14 protein-coding genes and 2 pseudogenes are annotated in these 21,649 nt (G+C 72.9%); 13 read left to right on the plus strand and 3 right to left on the minus strand.

Going from position 1 to position 21,649, the window contains the following annotated elements:
* Positions 1 to 7: 7 nt before the first annotated feature.
* Positions 8 to 1,576, minus strand: a complete 1,569-nt coding sequence (locus AB0M76_RS19360; RefSeq protein ID WP_365953990.1) for an MFS transporter — start codon at positions 1,574 to 1,576, stop codon at positions 8 to 10.
* Positions 1,577 to 1,702: 126 nt separating this feature from the next.
* Between AB0M76_RS19360 and AB0M76_RS19365 the strand changes: the two genes are divergently transcribed.
* From AB0M76_RS19365 to AB0M76_RS19375, 3 genes are all read left to right on the plus strand, one after another.
* On the plus strand, positions 1,703 to 2,305 hold the full coding sequence (locus AB0M76_RS19365; protein WP_365953991.1) for a TetR/AcrR family transcriptional regulator: 603 nt from the start codon (positions 1,703 to 1,705) through the stop codon (positions 2,303 to 2,305).
* Between the two features lie 68 nt (positions 2,306 to 2,373).
* Positions 2,374 to 3,084 (plus strand): ribonuclease HII, encoded by a 711-nt coding sequence (locus AB0M76_RS19370; RefSeq protein WP_365953992.1) that lies wholly within the window; start codon positions 2,374 to 2,376, stop codon positions 3,082 to 3,084.
* Positions 3,085 to 3,143: 59 nt separating this feature from the next.
* Positions 3,144 to 3,803 carry a hypothetical protein gene (locus tag AB0M76_RS19375; RefSeq protein WP_365953993.1) on the plus strand — a complete coding sequence of 220 codons (660 nt, stop codon included), beginning with the start codon at positions 3,144 to 3,146 and terminating at the stop codon, positions 3,801 to 3,803.
* A 157-nt stretch (positions 3,804 to 3,960) separates the two neighbouring features.
* Here the strand turns inward: AB0M76_RS19375 and AB0M76_RS19380 are convergent, their stop codons facing one another.
* Entirely contained in the window at positions 3,961 to 4,590 is a 630-nt protein-coding gene (locus AB0M76_RS19380; RefSeq protein WP_365953994.1) for a hypothetical protein, read from the minus strand.
* 416 nt (positions 4,591 to 5,006) lie between these two features.
* Between AB0M76_RS19380 and AB0M76_RS19385 the strand changes: the two genes are divergently transcribed.
* The 9 genes and pseudogenes from AB0M76_RS19385 to AB0M76_RS19425 form a co-directional block, all read left to right on the plus strand.
* Positions 5,007 to 7,166, plus strand: a complete 2,160-nt coding sequence (locus AB0M76_RS19385) for a RecQ family ATP-dependent DNA helicase (RefSeq protein WP_365953995.1) — start codon at positions 5,007 to 5,009, stop codon at positions 7,164 to 7,166.
* Between the two features lie 164 nt (positions 7,167 to 7,330).
* Positions 7,331 to 7,909: pseudogene (locus tag AB0M76_RS19390) on the plus strand (LuxR C-terminal-related transcriptional regulator); the annotation flags it as partial.
* Positions 7,910 to 8,064: 155 nt separating this feature from the next.
* Complete coding sequence (locus AB0M76_RS19395) at positions 8,065 to 9,327, plus strand: DUF4192 domain-containing protein (protein WP_365953996.1); 1,263 nt, start codon at positions 8,065 to 8,067, stop codon at positions 9,325 to 9,327.
* A 257-nt stretch (positions 9,328 to 9,584) separates the two neighbouring features.
* Entirely contained in the window at positions 9,585 to 11,552 is a 1,968-nt protein-coding gene (locus AB0M76_RS19400) for a glycogen debranching N-terminal domain-containing protein (protein ID WP_365953997.1), read from the plus strand.
* Positions 11,553 to 11,621: 69 nt separating this feature from the next.
* Positions 11,622 to 12,368 (plus strand): NUDIX domain-containing protein, encoded by a 747-nt coding sequence (locus AB0M76_RS19405; protein WP_266636031.1) that lies wholly within the window; start codon positions 11,622 to 11,624, stop codon positions 12,366 to 12,368.
* Between the two features lie 179 nt (positions 12,369 to 12,547).
* Positions 12,548 to 14,353, plus strand: a complete 1,806-nt coding sequence (locus tag AB0M76_RS19410; protein WP_365953998.1) for an ATP-binding cassette domain-containing protein — start codon at positions 12,548 to 12,550, stop codon at positions 14,351 to 14,353.
* A gap of 151 nt (positions 14,354 to 14,504) precedes the next feature.
* Positions 14,505 to 15,446, plus strand: coding sequence for a FadR/GntR family transcriptional regulator (locus AB0M76_RS19415; protein WP_365953999.1), 942 nt, complete (start codon positions 14,505 to 14,507; stop codon positions 15,444 to 15,446).
* 516 nt (positions 15,447 to 15,962) lie between these two features.
* Positions 15,963 to 17,537, plus strand: coding sequence for an RNA polymerase sigma factor (locus AB0M76_RS19420; protein WP_365954000.1), 1,575 nt, complete (start codon positions 15,963 to 15,965; stop codon positions 17,535 to 17,537).
* 100 nt (positions 17,538 to 17,637) lie between these two features.
* Positions 17,638 to 18,441: pseudogene (locus AB0M76_RS19425) on the plus strand (serine protease); the annotation flags it as partial.
* A 299-nt stretch (positions 18,442 to 18,740) separates the two neighbouring features.
* On the opposite strand, the gene AB0M76_RS19430 reads toward AB0M76_RS19425, so the two are convergent.
* Entirely contained in the window at positions 18,741 to 18,974 is a 234-nt protein-coding gene (locus AB0M76_RS19430; protein WP_030154305.1) for a hypothetical protein, read from the minus strand.
* A gap of 444 nt (positions 18,975 to 19,418) precedes the next feature.
* On the opposite strand from AB0M76_RS19430, the gene AB0M76_RS19435 reads away from it, so the two are divergent.
* On the plus strand, positions 19,419 to 21,539 hold the full coding sequence (locus AB0M76_RS19435; protein ID WP_365954001.1) for a DNA topoisomerase IV subunit B: 2,121 nt from the start codon (positions 19,419 to 19,421) through the stop codon (positions 21,537 to 21,539).
* The last annotated feature ends 110 nt before the right edge of the window (positions 21,540 to 21,649 follow it).

A 21,649-nucleotide genomic window follows, 5' to 3' on the forward strand; every position in this document is an offset into this window, starting at 1 on the left:
ACCGGGCTCAGGCGGCCGGACCGGCCTCCGCGGCGGCGCCGTTAAGGGCCTCCAGGTCGCTCTTGCGCACCCGGATCACCAGCAGCGCGGTGGCCAGGGCGAGCCCGGCCATGGCGACGGCCGCGGTGAAGGCGGTGGAGATGCCCTGGGTGAGGACGAGGTCCCCCCAGGGGTCGGGCAGCCGCTTGGTCTCGGTGAAGGCCGCCACCTGCCCGGGATCGGCGTGGGCCATGAAGTCCGGCATCTGCTTCTCGCCCTCGCTCCGGCTGGCCGTGCCGAAGACGGTGACGAGGATCGACAGGCCGAGGGAGCCGCCGACCTGCTGGCTGGCGTTGAGCAGCCCGGACGCCGCGCCCGCCTCCCGCTGGGCGACCCCGGAGACGGCGGTGAGGGTGAGCGTCACGAAGTTCAGGCCCATGCCGAAACCGAACAGCAGCATCGGCCCGAGGACCCCGGAGACGTATGAGCTGTCGGTGCGGATGAGGGTCAGCCAGGCCAGCCCGATGCCGGTGAGGCCGGATCCGGCGACCATGAACGGCTTGGGGCCGAAGCGTGGCAGGAAGCGCTGCGAGAGGCCGGCGGCGGTGACGATCGCGACGGTCACGGGCAGGAAGCCGAGCCCCGACCGGATCGGGGAGAAGTCCAGCACGTTCTGGACGAACTGGACGATGAAGAAGAACATGCCGAACATCGCGGCGGCGAGGCCGAGCATGATCAGGTACGTGCCCGCGCGGTTGCGGTCGGCGAACATCCGCAGCGGGATGATCGGCTCGTGGGCCCGCGACTCGATGGCCACGAAGAGCGCGAGCAGGACGACGGCCGCGGCGAAGGAGGCGAGGGTGAGCCCGTCGCGCCAGCCATCCTCGGAGGCGCGGATGAACCCGTAGACGAGCGTGGCCATGCCGCCGGTGGAGGTGAGGGCGCCCGCGATGTCGAACCGGCCCGGGTGGCGCTCGGACTCGGTGATGTACAGCGGGGTGAGCGCGGCGATCAGCACGCCGATCGGCACGTTGACGAACAGCACCCAGCGCCAGTCGAGCCACTCGGTCAGCATCCCGCCGGCCAGCAGGCCGATCGCGCCGCCGCCCGCGGAGACGGCCGCGAACACCCCGAACGCCCGGTTGCGCTCGGGGCCTTCGGCGAACGTGGTGGTGATCAGGGCCAGCGAGGTCGGCGAGGCGATCGCGCCGCCGACCCCCTGCAGGGCTCGGGCGGCGAGCAGTTGCCAGGGCTCCTGCGCGAAGCCGCCGAGCAGGGAGGCCAGGGTGAACAGCAGGATTCCGGTCAGGAACACGCGGCGCCGGCCGAGGATGTCGCCGGCCCGGCCGCCGAGCAGCAGGAGGCCGCCGAAGGCCAGCGTGTACGCGCTGATCACCCAGGACAGGTCGGTGGTGGAGAAGGAGAGGGCGGTCTGGATGTGCGGGAGTGCGATGTTCACGATCGTCGCGTCGAGGACGACCATCAGCTGGCACGCGGCGATGACCGTGAGCGCCACGCCCGGGCGGCCTTCCCGGCGGGCCGCGCCCGGTATCCGGGGCGTGGCGAGTTGAGAGCCTTTCACCGTGGAACCCCCCATAGTGAAATAGTGAACGCATCCGTTCACTGCGGGTCCACGGTAGGAGGCCCTTGATAGTGAACGCAACCGTTCACTAGGGCTGAAAACGCGTGCGAGGGGCGCGTGGGTCGGCCGGAGGCAGAGGTGATGGTGGGTTCGCGCTGGTCAGCGACATCACCGGGGCGCAGGCGGGGTCCGGAACTCGAACGGGCGATTCTCGACGCGGCCTTGGAGCAGCTGAGCACCGTCGGCTGGAACGGGCTCACCATGGAGGGCGTCGCGGCCTGTGCGCACACCGGCAAGGCGGCGGTGTACCGGCGCTGGCCCTCGAAGGCGGACCTGGTGGCCGACGTGCTGCGGACCGGGCTGCCGCCGATCGGGGGGATCGCCGACCACGGATCGATCCGGGGCGACCTCATCCGGTTGTGTGTGCGGATGCGGGAGGTGATGGAGTCGCGGGCCGGCCAGGCGCTGCGTGCCGTCCTTCACGAATGCGACCACACCCATGCGGGCCGGTTCCACGACGTCATCCGGGCAGGGCTGCACGAACCCGCCCACCGGTTGATCAGGGAGCTTGTCCAGCGGGGGATCGAGCGGGGAGACGTGCGGCCGGATGCGACCGGCCCGTTCGTCGCCGACGTCATTCCGGCGATGATGATGTACGGCGCGAAGGTGTGCGGGAGCGAATGGACCGATCCGGACGTCGCGGAAATGATCGATCAGGTGATGGTGCCGCTGCTCAGGGGGTGAGACGCCGCACCGACTCACCCGGGCCGGGGTGTGCAGTCGGCTCGGGGCGGCGTACCCTTGCTGGCGCCATGCCGTACGAAGCACCCACCCACACCGTCGAACGCTCCCTCCGTGCAACCACCGGTGCCAAGGTCATCGCCGGGGTCGACGAAGTCGGACGAGGGGCCTGGGCCGGTCCGGTCACCGTGTGCGCGGCGATCACCGGTCTGCGCCGGCCGCCCGCAGGGCTCACCGACTCCAAACTGCTCACCCAGAAGCGACGCGTTGCGCTCCTCGACGTCCTGGAGGCCTGGGTCACCGCGTACGCCCTGGGGCACGCCTCCCCGGAGGAGATCGACGCACTCGGGATGACCGCCGCCCTGCGGCTCGCCGCGGAGCGCGCCCTGGAAGCGCTGCCCGTGCGGCCCGACGCGGTGATCCTCGACGGCAAGCACGACTATCTCGGCCCGCCCTGGCGGGTTCGTACGGTGATCAAGGGCGACCAGTCCTGCGTCGCCGTCGCGGCGGCCTCGGTGATCGCCAAGGTCAGGCGCGACCGCATGATGGTCGAACTCGGTCAACAGGGCGGCGGCGTCGAGGACTTCGCCTTCGGTGACAACGCCGGATACCCCTCGCCCGTGCACCGGGCCGCGCTCGAGGAACTGGGGCCGACCCCGTACCACCGGCTCTCGTGGTCGTACCTCGATGCGCTGCCCCGGTGGAGCCACCTCAAGAAGGTGCGCCGCAGCGAGGAGGCCGTGGAGCTGGAAAACGGAGGCCAACTCGGCTTCGATTTCTGATCGCACCCACGTGCCACCCGCCGGTACGTTTCGTACCGGTGTTTGATAGACATCAACTCATGCCTCTCACCCCCGAGGAGCCTCAGATTCACGAGAGTGCCCAGGGTCCCCGCGTCACGCCGGCTGCGAGCCGCACCGCGCAGACCCCCCGCCCCGTACCTGGTCCGCGTCCCGCCGCCGTGCCGCGGCCCGGACGCCCCGGTCCCTCCCCCGCAGCGGCAAGCCGCGCGGGAGGCGCCCCCAGGCCCGCCCCGCCCGCGCAGCGTGCGCCGCAGGCCACCCCCGGACCCGTTCCCGACGCCCCCACCACACCGTCCGTCTCCGCGGCGGTGCCGCAGATCCAGCTGATCCCGGCCTCCGCCGAGGGCGCGCTGGACGCGGCCGAAGAGGCCGTCGACCTGCTGCTCGACACCGGGCGCGCGCCCGGCGACATCCTGGTGTTCACCACCGGCGACCCGCACCCGTGGGCCGCTCACGAGCTGTCCTTCGGCGAGGCCGCGTACTGGGCCCTGCACGATGCCGGGGACGACGTCTTCTACGCGGACGCGGCGCAGGTCCAGCGCGCTGCGGGCCGTCCCGTCGTGGTCTTCGCGGCCAACGGCGGACCGGCCGAGGCGACCGCCGCCGCCCTGCCGACCGCGCTGACGCGGGCCGGTGCGCTGCTCATCGTGTGCGGCGACCCGCAGCAGATCAACTCCGTGCTGGGCACGGGCGTCTGACGCCCCGTACCCCGGCGCGGTCGAGGGGTGGGGCCAGGGGGTGTCCGGCGGAGCCGGCCCCGCTGAAGCCCGAGGCCTGACCTGTCGTACGCCCGCTCCAGGGTGTGCGGCCGTGAGGGCTGCCCGCGGGCGGGCCGGCGTACGGGTGCGGCGGGGCTCAGCGCGCGGCGGTACGGCGCAGGACCTCGGGCGCGCCGCCGCCGGTGCGCAGGGTCACCGGGGGGAACTCGGCCACGGTGTCGCCGAGGCGCTCGGGGCGCGAGTCGGAGCTGGGCCGCCGGCCGCCCCGGCCTTCGCCCAGCACCTGCCAGCCCCCGCGGGTCAGCGTGATGTATGCGCCGCAGCGCAGCCCGTGCAGGGTGCAGGCGTCCCGCAGACCCCACATCCAGGCGCCGTCCTCCTCGGTCCACCGCTCGTCGCCCTCGCGGCAGTACAGCAGGACGGCCGTCCGCACCGGGGTCCGGCGCCGCAGGTCGTGCGGGAGGACCCGGCGCAGCGCGGCGAGCAGGGCGTTGCGGTACTCCCATCCGTCGGCCGAGGCCGAGCGCTGGACGAAGGAGGCGCTCGCGACGAGCTGTTCCTCGGGGCCGAGGACGGCGATCACCGCCGTCGAGGGCACCGGACCGTGCCGGGAGTGCAGCCCGCTGACCACCTCGCGCGGATTGCGCAGCAGGGGGATGCCCGCCGAACTCCACTCGGCGGGTTCCAGCAGTCGGCCGTGCCGGCTGGCGCCGCCGGCTGCCTGTGTCAGAGACGTGGTCGAGGGCGGGGCGAATCCGAAGGTCACGGTCCTCCCTTCGGGTACACGCCCGCGGACGGGCACAGCTGAAGTGCGGGCACGCCGCGGCGCGGCCCAGGAGAGCGCCGTCGAGCCGAGCGGGAGCACTCCGATTCTCGCGTGGCCCGTGAGCATGCGGCAACGAGCAATTGGCGCCGCCGACCGGAATTCGCCGGTATGCCGTTCATATCCTTGCCCCGTCACACCGAAGATGACTCATTCGACTATGGCCGAAGCGCCAGTACCAGCGGAAACACTCGCTACGGGCCAGAGTCGACGGCGGCGCCGGGGTCCCGGTCCAGGCCTGGTGGAGGCACTCTCCCCGGCGTGGCCGCTCGCGCCGTACGACGCGCAGGCCGTCCGTGACACGCTCGTCACGTTGGGTGAATTGGCCGATTGTCCGTGCCATCCGGTTGCATGGGGGCATGGACAACCTGGAGCTCCGCACCGAAGCCGATGCCGTCCTTGCCGAGCTCGTGGGCGCCCCGGGAGGTTCGGCGCGGCTGCGGGAGGACCAGTGGCAGGCGGTGGCGGCCCTGGTGGAGGAGCGCCGGCGGGCCCTGGTGGTGCAGCGCACCGGCTGGGGTAAGTCGGCGGTGTACTTCGTCGCCACCGCCCTGCTGCGACGGCGCGGATCCGGCCCCACGGTGATCATTTCGCCGCTGCTGGCGCTGATGCGCAACCAGGTCGAGGCGGCGGCGCGGGCCGGTATCCAGGCGCGCACCATCAACTCGGCCAACCCGGAGGTGTGGGACACCATCTACGAGGAGGTCGAGCGGGGCGAGACCGACGTCCTCCTCGTCAGCCCGGAACGCCTCAACTCCGTGGACTTCCGCGAGCAGGTGCTGCCCAAGCTCGCGGCCACCACCGGTCTGCTGGTGGTCGACGAAGCCCACTGCATCTCCGACTGGGGCCACGACTTCCGCCCCGACTACCGCCGGCTGCGGGCCATGCTCGCCGAGCTCGCCCCCGGTGTGCCGGTCCTGGCCACCACCGCGACCGCCAACGCCCGGGTCACCGCGGACGTGGCGGAGCAGCTGGGAACGGGCGCCGGCGAGGCCCTGGTGTTGCGCGGCCCGCTGGACCGAGAAAGCCTGCGCCTCGGCGTGGTGCAGCTGCCGGACGCCGCGCACCGCCTGGCCTGGCTCGCCGAGCACCTGGACGAGCTGCCCGGCTCGGGGATCATCTACACGCTGACGGTGGCCGCGGCCGAGGAGGCCGCCGCCTTCCTGCGGCAGCGCGGCTTCCCGGTGGCCTCGTACACGGGGAAGACGGAGAACGCCGACCGGCTGCAGGCCGAGGTCGACCTGATGGAGAACCGGGTCAAGGCGCTGGTCGCGACGTCGGCGCTGGGCATGGGCTTCGACAAGCCCGACCTGGGCTTCGTGATCCACCTCGGCTCGCCGTCCTCGCCGATCGCCTACTACCAGCAGGTCGGCCGCGCCGGGCGCGGTGTGGAACACGCCGAGGTACTGCTGCTGCCCGGCAAGGAGGACGAGGCCATCTGGCGCTACTTCGCCGATACCGCCTTCCCGCCCGAGGTCCAGGTACGGCAGACCCTGTCGGCCCTCGCCGATGCGGGACGGCCGCTGTCCGTACCGGCCCTGGAAGCGGCGGTGGAGCTTCGGCGCACCCGGCTGGAGACCATGCTCAAGGTGCTCGACGTCGACGGAGCGGTCAAGCGGGTGAAGGGCGGCTGGTCCTCCACCGGCCGGGAGTGGACGTACGACTCCGAGCGGTACGCGTGGGTCGCCCGCCAGCGGGCCGCCGAACAACAGGCCATGCGCGACTACGTGAGCACGTCCGGGTGCCGGATGGAGTTCCTGCGCCGGCAGCTGGACGACGAGGGGGCGGCTCCGTGCGGCCGGTGCGACAACTGCGCGGGCGCCTGGGCCGATTCCTCCGTGTCGGCGGAGACGCTGAGCGGGGCGGCGAAGGAACTGGACCGCCCGGGGGTGGAGGTGGAGCCGCGCCGGATGTGGCCGACGGGCATGTCCGCACTGGGTATCAACGTCAAGGGACGCATCCCGGCCGGCGAGCAGTGCTCCACCGGGCGGGCCCTGGGCCGGCTCTCGGACATCGGCTGGGGCAACCGGCTGCGCCCCCTGCTGGCCGAGAACGCCCCCGACGGGCCGGTCCCCGAAGACGTCCTGCACGCCGCGGTGGCGGTCCTCGCCGACTGGGCGCGCTCTGCGGGCGGCTGGGCACCCGATGTCCCGGACGCCTCCGACCGGCCCGTGGGCGTCGTCGCCGTACCGTCCCTCGCCCGCCCGCAGCTCGTCGGCTCCCTCGCGCAGGGGATCGCGAGCATCGGCCGCCTCCCGTACCTGGGCACCCTGACCTACACCGGGCCGGACGGCGCGCACGCGGCACGCCGCAGCAACTCCGCCCAGCGCCTCAGGGCGCTGGCCGGCACCTTCGCCGTCTCCGAGGAACTGGCCGACGCCCTCGCGCAGTCGCCCGGGCCCGTCCTCCTCGTGGACGACTACTCCGACTCCGGCTGGACCCTGGCGGTCGCCGCGCGCCTGCTCCGCCAGGCGGGCAGTGGGCCGGTCCTTCCGCTGATCCTCGCGACGGCAGGCTGAACGTCGCCCACGCGGCCGGCACTCCGTGGCGGAGCCGGCCGGACCCCCTACGTGGCGGCGGGCGGGGGTGCGGCCGGGGTCGGGTTCCCGGGGTTCTGGAGGCGGCCGCCCTGCGTGGCCGGCATCCGGCGGACCACGGGCTCCGGCATGCGGATCACCACCGGCTGCGGCTGGCCACGCTCTGGAACACACCACGCCTGCTGGGGCGTTGCCTGCGCGTCCTGGGCACGGCGACCGGGGGTCTGCGCGGCCTGGAGCTGGCCGAGCAGGCCGTAGCGCTGCTGCGGGACACGCCGGCCGAGACGGAGCTGATCCTGGCGCTGATCGCTCCGGGCCGGCAGCTCGCCGCCGCCGGAGACCGGACCCGGGCCCGCGATCCGCTGCGGGAAGCGGCCGAGCGCGCCGAACGGATCGGCGCGGTCCGGCTGCGCGCCGTGGCCGAGAAGGTGCTGCGCGAGGGCGGCGCCCGGCGCGCCGCGACATCGCACACCGGGCCGGCCGCGCTGACCGACAGCGAGCGGTGCATCGCGGAACTCGCCGCGGGCGGCCTGACGAACGCCGAGATCGGCGAGCTCCTGCACCTGGCCCGGCGTACCGCCGAAACCCATCTGACCCACGCGTACCGCAAGCTCAGCATCCGCCGGCGTGCAGAACTCCCCGCGGCTCTGGACCGGCTGCTGGTCGGCGGGGAATGGGGCGCCCGCCGCGCGGGTCGGCGGAGTCGGCCGCTGGACGGAGTTTGACGGTGCGGGCATGAGCCAGATTTCTGCGTTCATGCCGCCATGCAACGCGATGGTTCCGACATCGCGCCAACGGCACTCCGAACCTGTGGATGTTGAACGATCAATAGTTATCCACAGGGGTTTCGGGATCCGATCGTCCGCGGGACCGTCGGGACATGACGAACGACCGCGAATCACGCAGCCCGTCCGACCGGCCCTCCATCAGCCCGTCCGGACCCGCCCTCGACCCTCGGATCACCCTGCGCAGCCCGGCCGAACTGGCCGACGCGCTGCCCTACATGCTCGGTTTCCATCCCACCGACTCCCTGGTCATGGTCACCGTGCACGGCGAGGGCGGCCGATTCGGCGGCCGGCTCCGCGTCGGCATCCCCTCGGCCCCCACGGAATGGGAGGACACCGCCCGGCAGGTCGCCGACTGCCTGGTCCGGGGCAGCGAGCGACGCGGCGACAAGCCCGACGGCATCGTCGTCTTCCTCTGCCAGGACCCGGCCGGCGGCGAGAGCGGCCAGCGGGTGATGACCCGGCTGCGGCCGCTGGCCCAACGCATCCGGCTGGCCTGCGGCGCACTCGACGTGCCCGTGATGGAGGCGCTCTGCATCTCCGGCGGGCGGTACTGGTCCTACTGCTGCCCCGACGGGCGGTGCTGCCCGGCCGAGGGCAGTCCACTGGCCGCGACCGGCACCTCGGTGATGGCGGCGACGGCAACCTTCGCCGGACTCCAGGTCAGGGGCTCCCTCCGGGAGATCGAGGGCCGGCTGGCACCGCTGCGGGGCGGTGCGGCGGTGGAGATGGAGCGGGCCCTGGACCGGGCGGCCGCCGCCCTCGTGCCGAAGATCCTCGACGGGGCCACCCAGCAGGAGGTCGGCGCGGAGACCGTCACGCTGGCCCGCACCCTGATGCGGAGGTTGACCCTCGCCCCACCCGTCGAGGGCGGCCCCGGAGCCGACGAGTGGGACGACGCCCTGCTCGGCCACGACGAGGCCGCCACCGTGATCCTCGGCCTCCAGGATCGCGAGATCCGGGACGTCGCGGCCGAGTGGATGGAGGGCGAGGAAGCAGCCCCCGCCCTGCGGCTGTGGCGGGCGCTGGCCCGCCGCTGCGTCGGGGCCTACGAGGAGCACGCGGCGGCCCCGCTCACCCTCGCCGGATGGGTCTCGTGGTCCACCGGCGACGAGCCGACCGCCCGGATCGCCCTCGGGCTGGCCTTGCGGGCCGATGCCGAGTACCGCTTCGCCCAACTGCTCCACCACGCCTGCAACGAGGGCATCGACCCGGAGGGGCTGCGGGCCTGCCTGCGGGAGGAGCGGCGGCGCCGGGAACCCCGCCGCAAGCGTGCAGCGGCCACCACCCGCCCTCCGGGCCGCCGGGAGACGCAGCCCCGCCGCGATCCCCGCCGCACCGCAGGGAGCGAACAGTGAGCCGAAACCGGGCCAGGGGCCGGAGTGCGGGCTCGGGCCCGAGCCGAGGGAATCCCGTGCGGCGGATCCGGAACGCCGCGATCACCGCCCTGCGGCGGCGACTGCGTCACCGGCACGGCCCAGTACGGGCGCAGCCGCCCCCGGGGCCCGTGACCCGGGCGGGGGCGGGGGCGTTCAGCTGGAGGGTGGCGGGAGCCCGGCCGCGCCGCCGCCCACCGAAACCGGCCGGAGCGCAGACAGCGCAGACAAGGCGACCCATGGCCCACTCCGTACCGCCCGCCCGCAGGACCGAGTTGCCGCCCGTGCACGGCGCCGTCATCTGCGTCGCCGCGCCCTGCCTGGTCATCTCGCCGGAACACGGCCAGCTGACCGGACGGGGGATCGACGGGATCTACCGCTCCGGGCGGCGGCTGCTGTCCCGCTGCGTGCTCCGGGTCGGCGGCCGGGAGCCGGTCGCCGTCCAGGGCCGCAGCCTCGGCTCCGACCGGGCCGCCTTCACCGCGACCGTCCGTACCGGGGCCGAAGCCGGCCCCGACCCCGACATCGGCGTGGAACGGGTCCGGCACGCGGACGGCACCGAGCGGATCACCCTGCGCAGTTTCACGGCCCGGCCGATGCGCCTTCCGGTGGAGGTGGCGCTCGGCACCGACCTGGCGGAGCTGGCCGAGGTGGCCGCCGGCCGGACCGGGCCCGAACTGCCGGCCGGGGTGCATGCCGCCGGGCTGCGCTGGAGCACCGGGGAGGCGCAGGCCGTCACCGCGGCCGAGCCGGCCCCCGACGACGCCCTCGCCTCGGCGGGACTGCTGCGCTGGCAGCTCGAGCTGGGGCCGGGGGAGTCCCGCACCATCGAGCTGCGGACCACGCAGGACCGCACGGCGCGGGCCCCGGCCGGGCAGGTGGCCAATCCGCTGGCCGACGCCCGGGCCGAGGGGGACGACCCGCGGGTCGAGGCCTGGTTCCGCACCAGCGTCGAAGATCTCGGCGCGCTGCTGATGAGGGACCGCGAGGAGCCGGCCGACGCGTTCGCCGCGGCCGGGGTGCCGTGGCGGCTCGGGCTGGCCCCGGCGGAGTCCCTCTGGGCCGCCCGGATGGCCCTGCCGCTCGGGACCGGGCTCGCCGCGGCCACCCTGCGCACCCTCGCCCGGACCCAGACGGGGGGCCGCGGCCCCGACGCCGGGAAGATCCCGGGGCCGCTGCGCGGGGCGGGTCCGCAGCTGCCTCCGGGGTGCACCGGCACCGAGGCGACCCTCGGCTTCCCGGCGGTGCTCGCCGAGGCCCGGCGCTGGGGGATGCCCGAGGAGGAGGTGGCCCGGCTCCTCCCGGCGGCCGAGCGGTGCCTGGACTGGCTGCGCGGCGCCCTGGGGCAGGACGGGTTCCTGGCGGATCCCGATCCCGGTCCGCGCCGCTGCGAGACCCAGGCCCACGCCCACCGGGCCGCGCTGCTCGGGGCCGACCTGCTCGCCGGATGCGGGCGGGCCGGCGCCGAGGAGTGGCGGGAGTGGGCGGCCGCGCTGCGGAAGCGGTTCCGGGAGGCGTTCTGGATCGACGGCCCGGACGGCGGACGGCCCGCGACGGCCCTGCACCCCGACGGGCGGCCGCTGCCCCGGCTGACGGGGGCGGCCGTGCACCTGCTGGACACCGGCCTGCTGGGCGGCGGTCGGCTCGCCCCGGGGCTGCTGGACCGGGTCCGCACCGAACAGCTCGCCCGCCTCCTCGGGGCCCCCGCCATGGATTCGGGATGGGGGCTGCGCAGCATGGCGTTCCGGGAGCCGGGTCACAACCCCTTCGGCCACCGCTCGGGCGCGGTGCGGGCGTACGAGAGCGCCGTGGCGGTCGCCGGGCTGGCCCAGGCCGGCTTCGAGAAGGAGGCCGCCGGACTGCTGCGCGGCCTGCTGGATGCCGCGGAGGGCTTCGGGTACCGGCTGCCGGAGATGTACGCCGCCGAGCAGCGCACGGTGGGCAGCGCTCCGCTTCCGCACCCGGCGGCCTGCCGCCCCGCGGCGGTGGCGGCGGCGGCCGGAGTCCATGCCCTGACCGCGCTCGCCGGGATCCGTCCCGACGCACCCGCGGGCACGGTCGCCCTCGTCCCGCTGCCCGGTGCTCCCCTCGGGGCCCTCCGGTTCTCCGGCCTGCGGGTCTCGGGGCAGCCGTTCGCCGTCCGGATCAGCCGACTCGGCCTGGCCATGGTGGAGGAGGCTGCCGATGCGCTCCAACTGGGCGGGTAGCTTGCCGATCGCCGCCTTCGGGATCACGAAAGCTCTGTTTATCGTCAGGCAGACGACTATGATCGCGGCATGTCGCCCTACGACCCGTCGGCCTATCCGCCCTTCGCAGTCACCGTCGACCTGGTCGTGCTCACCGTGCGGCGTCACGCGCTCTGCGCGCTGGTCGTCCGGCGGGGTGAGCAGCCGTTCCAGGGACGCTGGGCCCTGCCCGGCGGCTTCGTGCGCGGAGACGAGGACCTGGCCGCTGCCGCGGCCCGGGAGCTCTCCGAGGAAACCGGCCTGTGCGCCCACGACCCGGCCGAGCCGGGCGCGGGCAACGGGGCGCATCTCGAACAGCTGGCCACGTACGGGGATCCGAAGCGGGATCCGCGCATGCGTGTCGTCAGCGTCGCGCATCTGGTCCTGGCTCCGGACCTGCCCGCACCCCGGGCCGGCGGAGATGCCAACAGCGCGCGCTGGGCCCCCGTCGACGAGCTCCTGGCCGTCGAGGACGAGGCGGCCTCGGGGCTCGCCTTCGACCACGCCCGGATCCTCGCCGACGGCGTGGAGCGGGCCCGCTCCAAGATCGAGTACTCCTCGCTGGCCACCGCGTTCTGCCCGCCCGCGTTCACCGTCGGCGAGCTGCGCCGGGTCTACGAGGCCGTGTGGGGCGTGGCCCTCGACCCCCGCAACTTCCACCGCAAGGTCACCGGGACCCCCGGGTTCCTGGTGCCGGCCGGGGGGACGACGACCCGTCAGGGCGGTCGGCCCGCCCAGCTGTTCCGGGCCGGCGGGGCGAACCTGCTCAACCCGCCCATGCTGCGCCCGGAAGTCTGAGGCCCCGCCAACCGCGCCCTCGCCACCCGTACCATCGGGACCCGGGCCATCGCCACCCGGTCCGTCGTCGACACGGCCGCGAACGCACCCTGGTTGCGCCGAAAATCGGACATATCGCGTTATCTTGATTGCGGTACTCACGCTGCCGCAGAGCGGTCTCACCCCCCGCGAGAGAAGCGATGCTCAAGGCCATCGGACTCACCAGCACACCCCGTCGAGACCTCCCGCCCCTCGTGGACGACCTCACCTTCGAGGCCCGCCCGGGGACCGTGACCGCCCTCCTCGGTGAACCGGGATCGGGCAAGACCACCGCACTGCGGCTCATGCTCGAACTCGAACCGGGCCGCGGCGTCACCTACTTCCGCGGACGCCCGCTGCACCGGATCCCGCATCCCGGCCGTGAGGTCGGCGTGCTGCTCGGCGACGTCCCAGGCAACCCGGCGCGCACCGTCCGGGGTCAGCTGCGGATGCTGTGCGCCGCCGCCGACGTGCCGGCCTCCCGGGCCGACACCATGCTGGAGATCGTCGGCATCGCGGGCCTGCGCGACCAGCGGCTCGGCTCGCTCTCGCTCGGCATGGGCCGCCGGGTGGCGCTGGCCGCGGCGCTGCTCGCCGATCCGTGCACGCTGCTCCTCGACGAGCCCGCCGCCGGACTCTCGCCCCGCGAACGCGGCTGGCTGCACGGGCTGCTGCGCGGTCACGCCTCCCTCGGCGGCGCGGTGCTCTTCACCACCGACGACGCGAAGGAGGCCGCCCGCAGCGCGGACCGGGTCGTGAGCATCGAGGCGGGCCGGCTCGTCGCCGACCAGGACGCGGCCGAGTTCGCCCGCACCCGGCTTCGGCCGCGGGTCGCCGTGCGCAGCCCGCACGCCGCCCGGCTGGCCGACGTGCTCGGCCGCGAGGCCCGGGACGCCCAGCGTGCGGTGGAGATCGTCGAGGAGTCCGGCAGCCGCCTGTCGGTGTACGGCAGCAGCTGCGCGGAGGTCGGCGAAGCGGCGTTCCGGCACGGCGTGCTGGTCCACCAGCTCGCCGACGAGACCGGGGACGCCGGGGCGCCCTGCCCGTCCGTACCGCCGGTGCCGCCGGCGCGCAGCGAGCCCGGCACGGACCCGGCGGGTACTGCCGCCCCGGCCGAAGCCGGGTCCCTGCCCGCCCAAGGCGGCATCCGGTCGGCTGCCCGCAGCGGGACCCCGGCCTCGGCGGTACGCCGGGTCGGCGGACCGCTGCGGCCGCTGCGCTACGAGCTGCGCCGGGTCTTCGGTACCGCCATGCCCGTCCTCACCGCGGCCGTCGTCGTCGCCGTCTCCGCCGTCACCGCCCTGGTGCTGGCCCGGGCCGGCGGCACCCCGCAGAACCGGCTGCTCGCCGCCTGGCCGGAGTTGCTGCCCCTGCCCCCCGCCGCCCTCGGCGCGGGACTGCTCGGCGCCCTGGCCTTCGGCGAGGAGTACCGCTACCCCGCGCTCGCCGCCGACCGCGGCACCGTGCCGCGCCGGATGGGCCTGCTCGCCGCCAAACTGGCCGTCTGTGCGGGCCTCGCTCTGGTGTTCGGTGCGCTCGCCGTCGCCGCCGACGCTGCCGCCCTGAAGCTCGTCTTCGACCGCGGCCCGCTGCGCACCCCCGCGGAATGGGTCTCCCCGGCCGTGAGCTGGGCCGGACTGCTCATCGGCTGCGCCTGGGCCGGCGTGCTGGCCTCCGGCGTCTTCCGGTCGGCCACCGCCGGCCTGGCCGCCGTGCTCGCCGTCCCGGTCGTAGTCGTCCCGCTGGTCCGCAAGGCCCTGGACGGTCCGTCCGCGTACCCGGCGAGCGGACTCGCGGCCCGGCTGCGCGGGCTGGCCTGGGCGCAGTGGCCCCCGGAGGCGGACCGTCTGGTCCTGGGGGCCTTGCGGGTGATGGCCCAACCCGTCGGCACCGCACTGGTGTTGTCGCTGATGGTCCTGTTGTGCGCCTATGGGTTCACAGGACTGCGCAGCCGCGTCCGTTGGTAACGGACCGTTCGTGATCGTTCCGGTGCCGGAGAATGTCTCGACAGGACCGATCCGGTCCACATCACGTGAACCGGACCACAACTCCCCCCAAAGGGCCCGGTTCTTTACGATAAGTCGTCAATTGCGTAGGTGGCACCGATCACCCTTTCGTGTGCTTTTCACCAAAGACCTCAAGGGTCATCGAGGCAAGGCCGACAAAGGATTCGTGAGTACCCTTGCGCACACCATGATGACCACCGCCCGCCATGCCGACTCCGGCCTCGCCGGCCCGGGCGAACTCGACCGCTACCCCTACGCGGAAGCCTCCGGGACCGACCGCGTCGGAGCTCCCCACTGGGACGGCGCCGACGTCGAGTTGAGCCGGGTCGGCCGCCGCGCGGCAGGCAGCCGCGGCCGCGGACTGCACGGCCAACTCGTCCAGCAGCTCGGCCAGATGATCGTCTCCGGCGACCTCGGCGCGGACCGCCCGCTGGTCCCCGAGGAGATCGGCCAGCGCTTCGAGGTCTCCCGCACGGTGGTCCGCGAATCGCTGCGCGTGCTGGAGGCCAAGGGCCTCGTCAGCGCCCGCCCCAACGTCGGCACCCGCGTCCGGCCCGTCGCCGACTGGAACCTGCTCGACCCCGACATCATCGAGTGGCGCGCCTTCGGCCCGCAGCGCGACGACCAGCGCCGCGAGCTCAACGAGCTCCGCTGGACCATCGAGCCGCTCGCCGCCCGCCTCGCCGCAGGCCACGGCCGCCCCGACATCCAGCAGCGCCTCGCCGACATGGTCGAGATCATGGGCCACGCCCTCGGCCAAGGCGACGCGATCACCTTCGCGCGCGCCGACAACGAGTTCCACGCGCTCCTCATCCAGGTCGCGGGCAACCGCATGCTGGAGCACCTCTCCGGCATCGTCTCCTCCGCGCTCCAGGTCTCGGGAAGCCCCGTCATCGCCTGCGAGCGCCCCAGCGAGGCCTGCGTCGCGCACCACGCCCGGATCGTCGAGGCCCTCGCGGCCGGGGATGCGACGGGCGCCGAGAACGCCATGCGCCAGCTCCTGATGGTGCATCCGGAGGTCGAGCGCGTGGTCCCCGCCCCGCGCGAGCACTGACGGGCGGGACGGACGGCGGCGCGGGAGTACTCGCACGTGCCGCCGGGGGCGTTGGCGGTGGCGCCGACGCCCTGGAGGTACCCGGGACACGGTCCGGTGGGGGTGCCTCCCGGCGGGAGGCCGGGGAGACGCCCAGGCGACACCGGCGAGCGCACGTGTTCGACCGCAGGTCGGCGCACACGGGCCCGGCGGGGGCCGGCCCCGCACCACCGTCGGCGACCTCGCACGACGGCATCCGGCCGTGTCCGGCCCGCGTGTACGACCGTATGACCGGCATCGGGGCAATCGGGGTGTGACTCGGGCCACGAAGAATTGGGCGTAACACTCCGCGAGGTCAAGCGATGACCTAGAGAGGTGATGGCCGACGGAGGGAAGACAGCAGCCCTTGCGGGTGCTGTGCAGCTCCCCGGCCCCTGCCCGCGCCCCCGGCCCATCCCCAGTCGGTGGTCGTCGGCTCCGGTCCAGCACCACCCGGCCGGGGTCGGAAGCCGTTTCCATCGTTCCGAGAGGTTGTTCGTGTCGGCCAGCACATCCCGTACGCTCCCGCCGGAGATCGCCGATTCCGAGTCTGTGATGGCGCTCATCGAGCGGGGCAAGGCCGAGGGGCAGATCGCCGGCGATGACGTGCGTCGGGCCTTCGAGGCTGACCAGATTCCTGCGACCCAGTGGAAGAATGTTCTGCGCAGCCTCAACCAGATCCTCGAGGAAGAGGGTGTGACGCTGATGGTCAGTGCCGCGGAGTCGCCCAAGCGCACCACCCGCAAGAGCGTCGCAGCGAAGACCCCGGCCAAGCGGACGGCCACCAAGACCGTCGCGGCGAAGACGACGGCTGCGCGGACCGTCGCCGCTGCGGCACCGGCGGCCGAGTCGGTGGACCCGGAGCCCGTGGACGCTCTCGCGGAGGAGCCCGGAACCGAGCCTGCCGCGAAGAAGACGGCGGCGAAGAAGACGGCGGCCAAGAAGGCCGCGCCCGCCAAGAAGACCGCTGCCAAGAAGACGGCGGCGAAGAAGACCGCATCCAAGAAGGACGCGGACGGGGGCGGCGAGGACGAGACCCCGGACGAGGGTCCCGACGCCGCCAAGGCCGAGGCCGAGGAAGAGGAGGAGGGCGGGGAGAACAAGGGCTTCGTCATCTCCGACGACGAGGACGACGCCCCCGCCCAGCAGGTCGTGGTCGCCGGTGCCACCGCCGACCCGGTCAAGGACTACCTCAAGCAGATCGGCAAGGTCCCCCTCCTCAACGCCGAGCAGGAGGTCGAGCTCGCCAAGCGGATCGAGGCGGGCCTGTTCGCCGAGGACAAGCTGGCCAACTCCGACAAGCTGGCCCCCAAGCTCAAGCGCGAGCTGGAGATCATCGCCGAGGACGGTCGCCGCGCCAAGAACCACCTGCTGGAGGCCAACCTCCGCCTCGTGGTCTCGCTGGCCAAGCGTTACACCGGCCGCGGCATGCTCTTCCTGGACCTGATCCAGGAGGGCAACCTGGGCCTGATCCGTGCGGTCGAGAAGTTCGACTACACCAAGGGCTACAAGTTCTCCACGTACGCGACCTGGTGGATCCGCCAGGCGATCACCCGCGCCATGGCCGACCAGGCCCGCACCATTCGCATCCCGGTGCACATGGTCGAGGTCATCAACAAGCTCGCCCGCGTGCAGCGCCAGATGCTCCAGGACCTGGGCCGCGAGCCCACCCCGGAGGAGCTGGCCAAGGAACTCGACATGACCCCCGAGAAGGTCATCGAGGTCCAGAAGTACGGCCGCGAGCCGATCTCCCTGCACACGCCGCTCGGCGAGGACGGCGACAGCGAGTTCGGCGACCTCATCGAGGACTCCGAGGCGGTCGTCCCGGCGGACGCCGTGAGCTTCACGCTCCTGCAGGAGCAGCTGCACTCGGTGCTCGACACGCTCAGCGAGCGCGAGGCCGGCGTGGTCTCGATGCGCTTCGGCCTCACCGACGGACAGCCGAAGACCCTCGACGAGATCGGCAAGGTCTACGGCGTCACGCGCGAGCGCATCCGTCAGATCGAGTCCAAGACGATGTCGAAGCTGCGCCACCCGTCCCGCTCCCAGGTCCTGCGCGACTACCTGGACTGACCGGGCCGGGGACCGTACGAGGTGGCCGTGCGCGGGTGCGCTCGGCCACCGGGCGTCCCACTCTGGGTGGAGTCATGCACACTCAGAGTCAGGAGGCCTCATGCGTCGTCCCTTTTCCCGTGCTCTGGCGGGCGCGCTGGCCCTGGTGGCGGGAGCGGCCGCGGCGCCTCTGGCCCAGGCACCGCACGCGGCTGCGGACAGTGTGGTGATCGGCGGGAGGCCGGTGAAGGCGGCCGACAGCCCGTGGGTGGTGGCCCTCGCCAGCCGTGACCGGTTCGGGGGTACGCGGGGCGGCCAGTTCTGCGGGGGCGTCATCGTGGGCCCGACGAAGGTGCTGACCGCGGCCCACTGCCTGGGCCGCCAGGTGCTGGGCGGCACGATCGAGTCCGTCCCCGACTTCCGGGTGATCACCGGGCGTACGGAGCTGCGGGCTGATGAGGGCCGGGAGATCGCGGTCCGCTCGGCCCGGGTGAACCCGGGCTACGACACACGGAGCAATGCCGGCGACCTGGCCGTGCTGGAGCTCGACGAGGCCGTACCCGCGCACTACGTGCTCCCCATGGCCGGCGACGGGCATCCCGGCTATGCGGCGGGCGGCGAAGCGGCCGTGTACGGCTGGGGCGACACGAGCGGATTCGGTGACTACGCGTACGCGCTGCACGCCGCGCGAGTGACGGTCCTGTCGGACGAGGTCTGCCGGCGTGCCTACCCGGGGGACGCGGACGGGCAGTACCGGCCGGAGTCCATGGTGTGCGCGGGGCACCGCGACGGCGGGAGGGACGCCTGCCAGGGAGACAGCGGTGGGCCGCTGGTCGCCCAGGGCCGGCTCATCGGGCTGGTGTCCTGGGGGCGGGGCTGCGGGCGCCCCGACAGTCCGGGGGTGTACACCAAGATCGCGCCGCTCACCGGCTTCGTGACAGCCCCTGAGGCGGCCGCGCGGCAAGGCGTCGGCCAGGACATCGCGTGGGGTGCCCAAGGGCGCTCCCGACCGGCTGCACGGCCCGTACGGGGGCATGTGGCAGGGGAGCCGCAGGGACCCCCGGGAGCACCCGGGGGACGGCACCGGCGGGCGAGCCCGCACACCATCGGGCCCCCGGCGGGGCTCCGGGCATGAGGACGGGCGGCGCCCCTGGGTCTCAGAGGTGCCGCCCGTCGACCGGCCTGGCCGGTCCTGGCTCGTCGGATGCGAGGTATAGGCCTGTGTCAGCGGTCCTCGGTGTCGGCATTGGCCGTCGGAGCGGACGTGAGCCGCTCGGTCTCATCCTGTATATCCGCGGCGATCTTCTTGAGTTCCGGCTCGAACTTACGCCCGTGGTGGGCGCAGAACAGCAGTTCACCGCCGCTCAGCAGGACGACGCGCAGATATGCCTGGGCGCCGCAACGGTCGCATCGGTCAGCGGCCGTCAGCGGGGTCGCGGGTGTCAGAACAGTAGTCACGTCGCCTCTTCTCTAGCTCGACGAGCTGTCGTACCAGGGTCAACATCCAACCAGGCCGAAAACGTTCCCGCTCGCGGCTTTTCCTCGAAACTACCTTCCGAAGCTGGCCGGCTGTTGCCGGTTGGCGGCGAAGGAGCCGTATTGCGTTGCTTTACGGTTTCGCGTTGTCAGTCGTTCGCTTGTAGCAGTTCCGTCCTCCCCGGCGTGAGTGCCGGTTGTTCATGAGGACGTGCCCGAACCCTAAATGGTTCATGCCTGGAAGGGAACGTGATGTTTGCTTCACTCCCCCGGGGGATCGAACACCCGTGCGGCCCTGCACTAGGCTGATGAAGGACGAGGGTGGCGTTGCATCGGCTCTACCAGGCCTCGGTACCCTTCGACCGGCAACCGAGCCACCCTGCGCCCGACGGGCCAGAAAAAGAAATTCAGCGAGGAGCGAACTGCGTGACCGCCGACACGTCCGTGCCTTCCAGCGCGCTGCTGTCCGGAGCAGACCGGGACGGCTCCAACTACACCGCGCGGCACCTGCTCGTCCTCGAAGGCCTCGAGGCCGTCCGCAAGCGCCCCGGCATGTATATCGGTTCCACCGACTCCCGGGGCCTCGTGCACTGCCTCTGGGAGATCATCGACAACGCCGTGGACGAGGCCCTGGGCGGCTACTGCGACCACATCGAGGTGATCCTCCACGAGGACGCCTCGGTCGAGGTCCGCGACAACGGCCGCGGCATCCCCGTCGACGTCGAGCCCAAGACCGGGCTGTCCGGCGTCGAGGTCGTCATGACCAAGCTGCACGCCGGCGGCAAGTTCGGCGGTGGCTCGTACGCGGCCTCCGGCGGCCTGCACGGCGTCGGCGCCTCCGTGGTCAACGCCCTCTCCGCCCGGCTGGACGTCGAGGTGGACCGCAACAGCTCCACCCACGCGATCAGCTTCCGCCGCGGCGTCCCGGGCATGTTCACCGAGCAGGGCCCCGACAGCCCGTTCGACCCCGCCAACGGCCTGCGCAAGGTCAAGCGGGTCGCCAAGGGAAAGACCGGCACCCGGGTCCGCTACTGGGCCGACCGGCAGATCTTCCTCAAGGACGCCCGGCTCTCCCTGGAGACGCTCTACCAGCGCGCCCGCCAGACCGCCTTCCTCGTCCCGGGCCTGACCATCGTCGTCCGCGACGAGCGCGCCATCGACGGGGCCGGCAAGACCGAGGAGACCTTCCGCTTCGACGGGGGCATCAGCGAGTTCTGCGAGTACCTCGCGCAGGACAAGGCCGTCTGCGACGTGCTGCGCCTGACCGGCCAGGGCACCTTCAAGGAGACCGTCCCCGTCCTCGACGAGCGGGGCCACATGACCCCCACCGAGGTCACCCGCGAGCTCGGCGTGGACATCGCCCTGCGCTGGGGCACCGGGTACGAGACGCAAGTCAAGTCCTTCGTCAACATCATCGCCACGCCCAAGGGCGGCACCCACATCACCGGCTTCGAGCGCTCGGTCGCCAAGACCGTGAACGAGGTGCTGCGCTCCGCGAAGCTGCTGCGCGTCGCCGAGGACGACGTGGTCAAGGACGACGCGATGGAGGGCATGACGGCGGTCGTCACCGTCCGGCTGGCCGAGCCGCAGTTCGAGGGCCAGACCAAGGAGGTGCTCGGCACCTCGGCGGCCGCCCGGATCGTCGCGGCCGTGGTCGCCAAGGAGCTTAAGACCTTCCTGACCAGCACGAAGCGCGACGACAAGCAGCAGGCCCGCGCCGTGATGGAGAAGATCGTCGCGGCCGCCCGGACCCGGATCGCCGCCCGCCAGCACAAGGAGGCGCAGCGCCGCAAGACGGCACTGGAGACCTCCTCGCTGCCCGCGAAGCTGGCCGACTGCCGCAGCGACGACGTGGAGCGCAGCGAGCTCTTCATCGTCGAGGGCGACTCCGCCCTCGGCACCGCCAAGCTCGCGCGGAACTCGGAGTTCCAGGCACTGCTGCCGATCCGCGGCAAGATCCTGAACGTCCAGAAGTCGTCGGTCTCGGACATGCTCAAGAACGCCGAGTGCGGAGCGATCATCCAGGTCATAGGAGCCGGCTCGGGCCGGACCTTCGACATCGACGCCGCGCGCTACGGGAAGATCGTCCTGCTCGTCGACGCCGACGTGGACGGCGCGCACATCCGCTGTCTGCTGCTGACGCTCTTCCAGCGGTACATGCGGCCGATGGTCGAGGCGGGCCGGGTGTTCGCCGCGGTGCCGCCGCTGCACCGGATCGAACTCGTCCAGCCCAAGAAGGGCCAGGACAAGTACGTCTACACGTATTCGGACAACGAGCTGCGCCAGACGCTGCTCGAATTCCAGCGCAAGAACGTCCGGTACAAGGATTCGATCCAGCGCTACAAGGGTCTCGGCGAGATGGATGCGGACCAGCTGGCGGAGACCACCATGGACCCCCGGTTCCGTACGCTGCGCCGGATCAACATCGGCGACCTGGACTCGGCCGAGCAGGTCTTCGACCTGCTGATGGGCAACGAGGTCGCGCCGCGCAAGGAGTTCATCACGAGCTCCGCGGCGACGCTGGACCGCTCGCGCATCGACGCCTGACGGGCGCACCGGCACACCGGTGTTCTTCACTCCATCACCTGTTGGAGTGAAGAGCACCGGGACACCAGTCCGGAAAACGTCCATACCGCACATCCTTGTGGGCACGCGGC

Origin of the sequence: Streptomyces sp. NPDC051364 (assembly GCF_040682115.1) — a bacterium.
Taxonomy (GTDB): domain Bacteria; phylum Actinomycetota; class Actinomycetes; order Streptomycetales; family Streptomycetaceae; genus Streptomyces.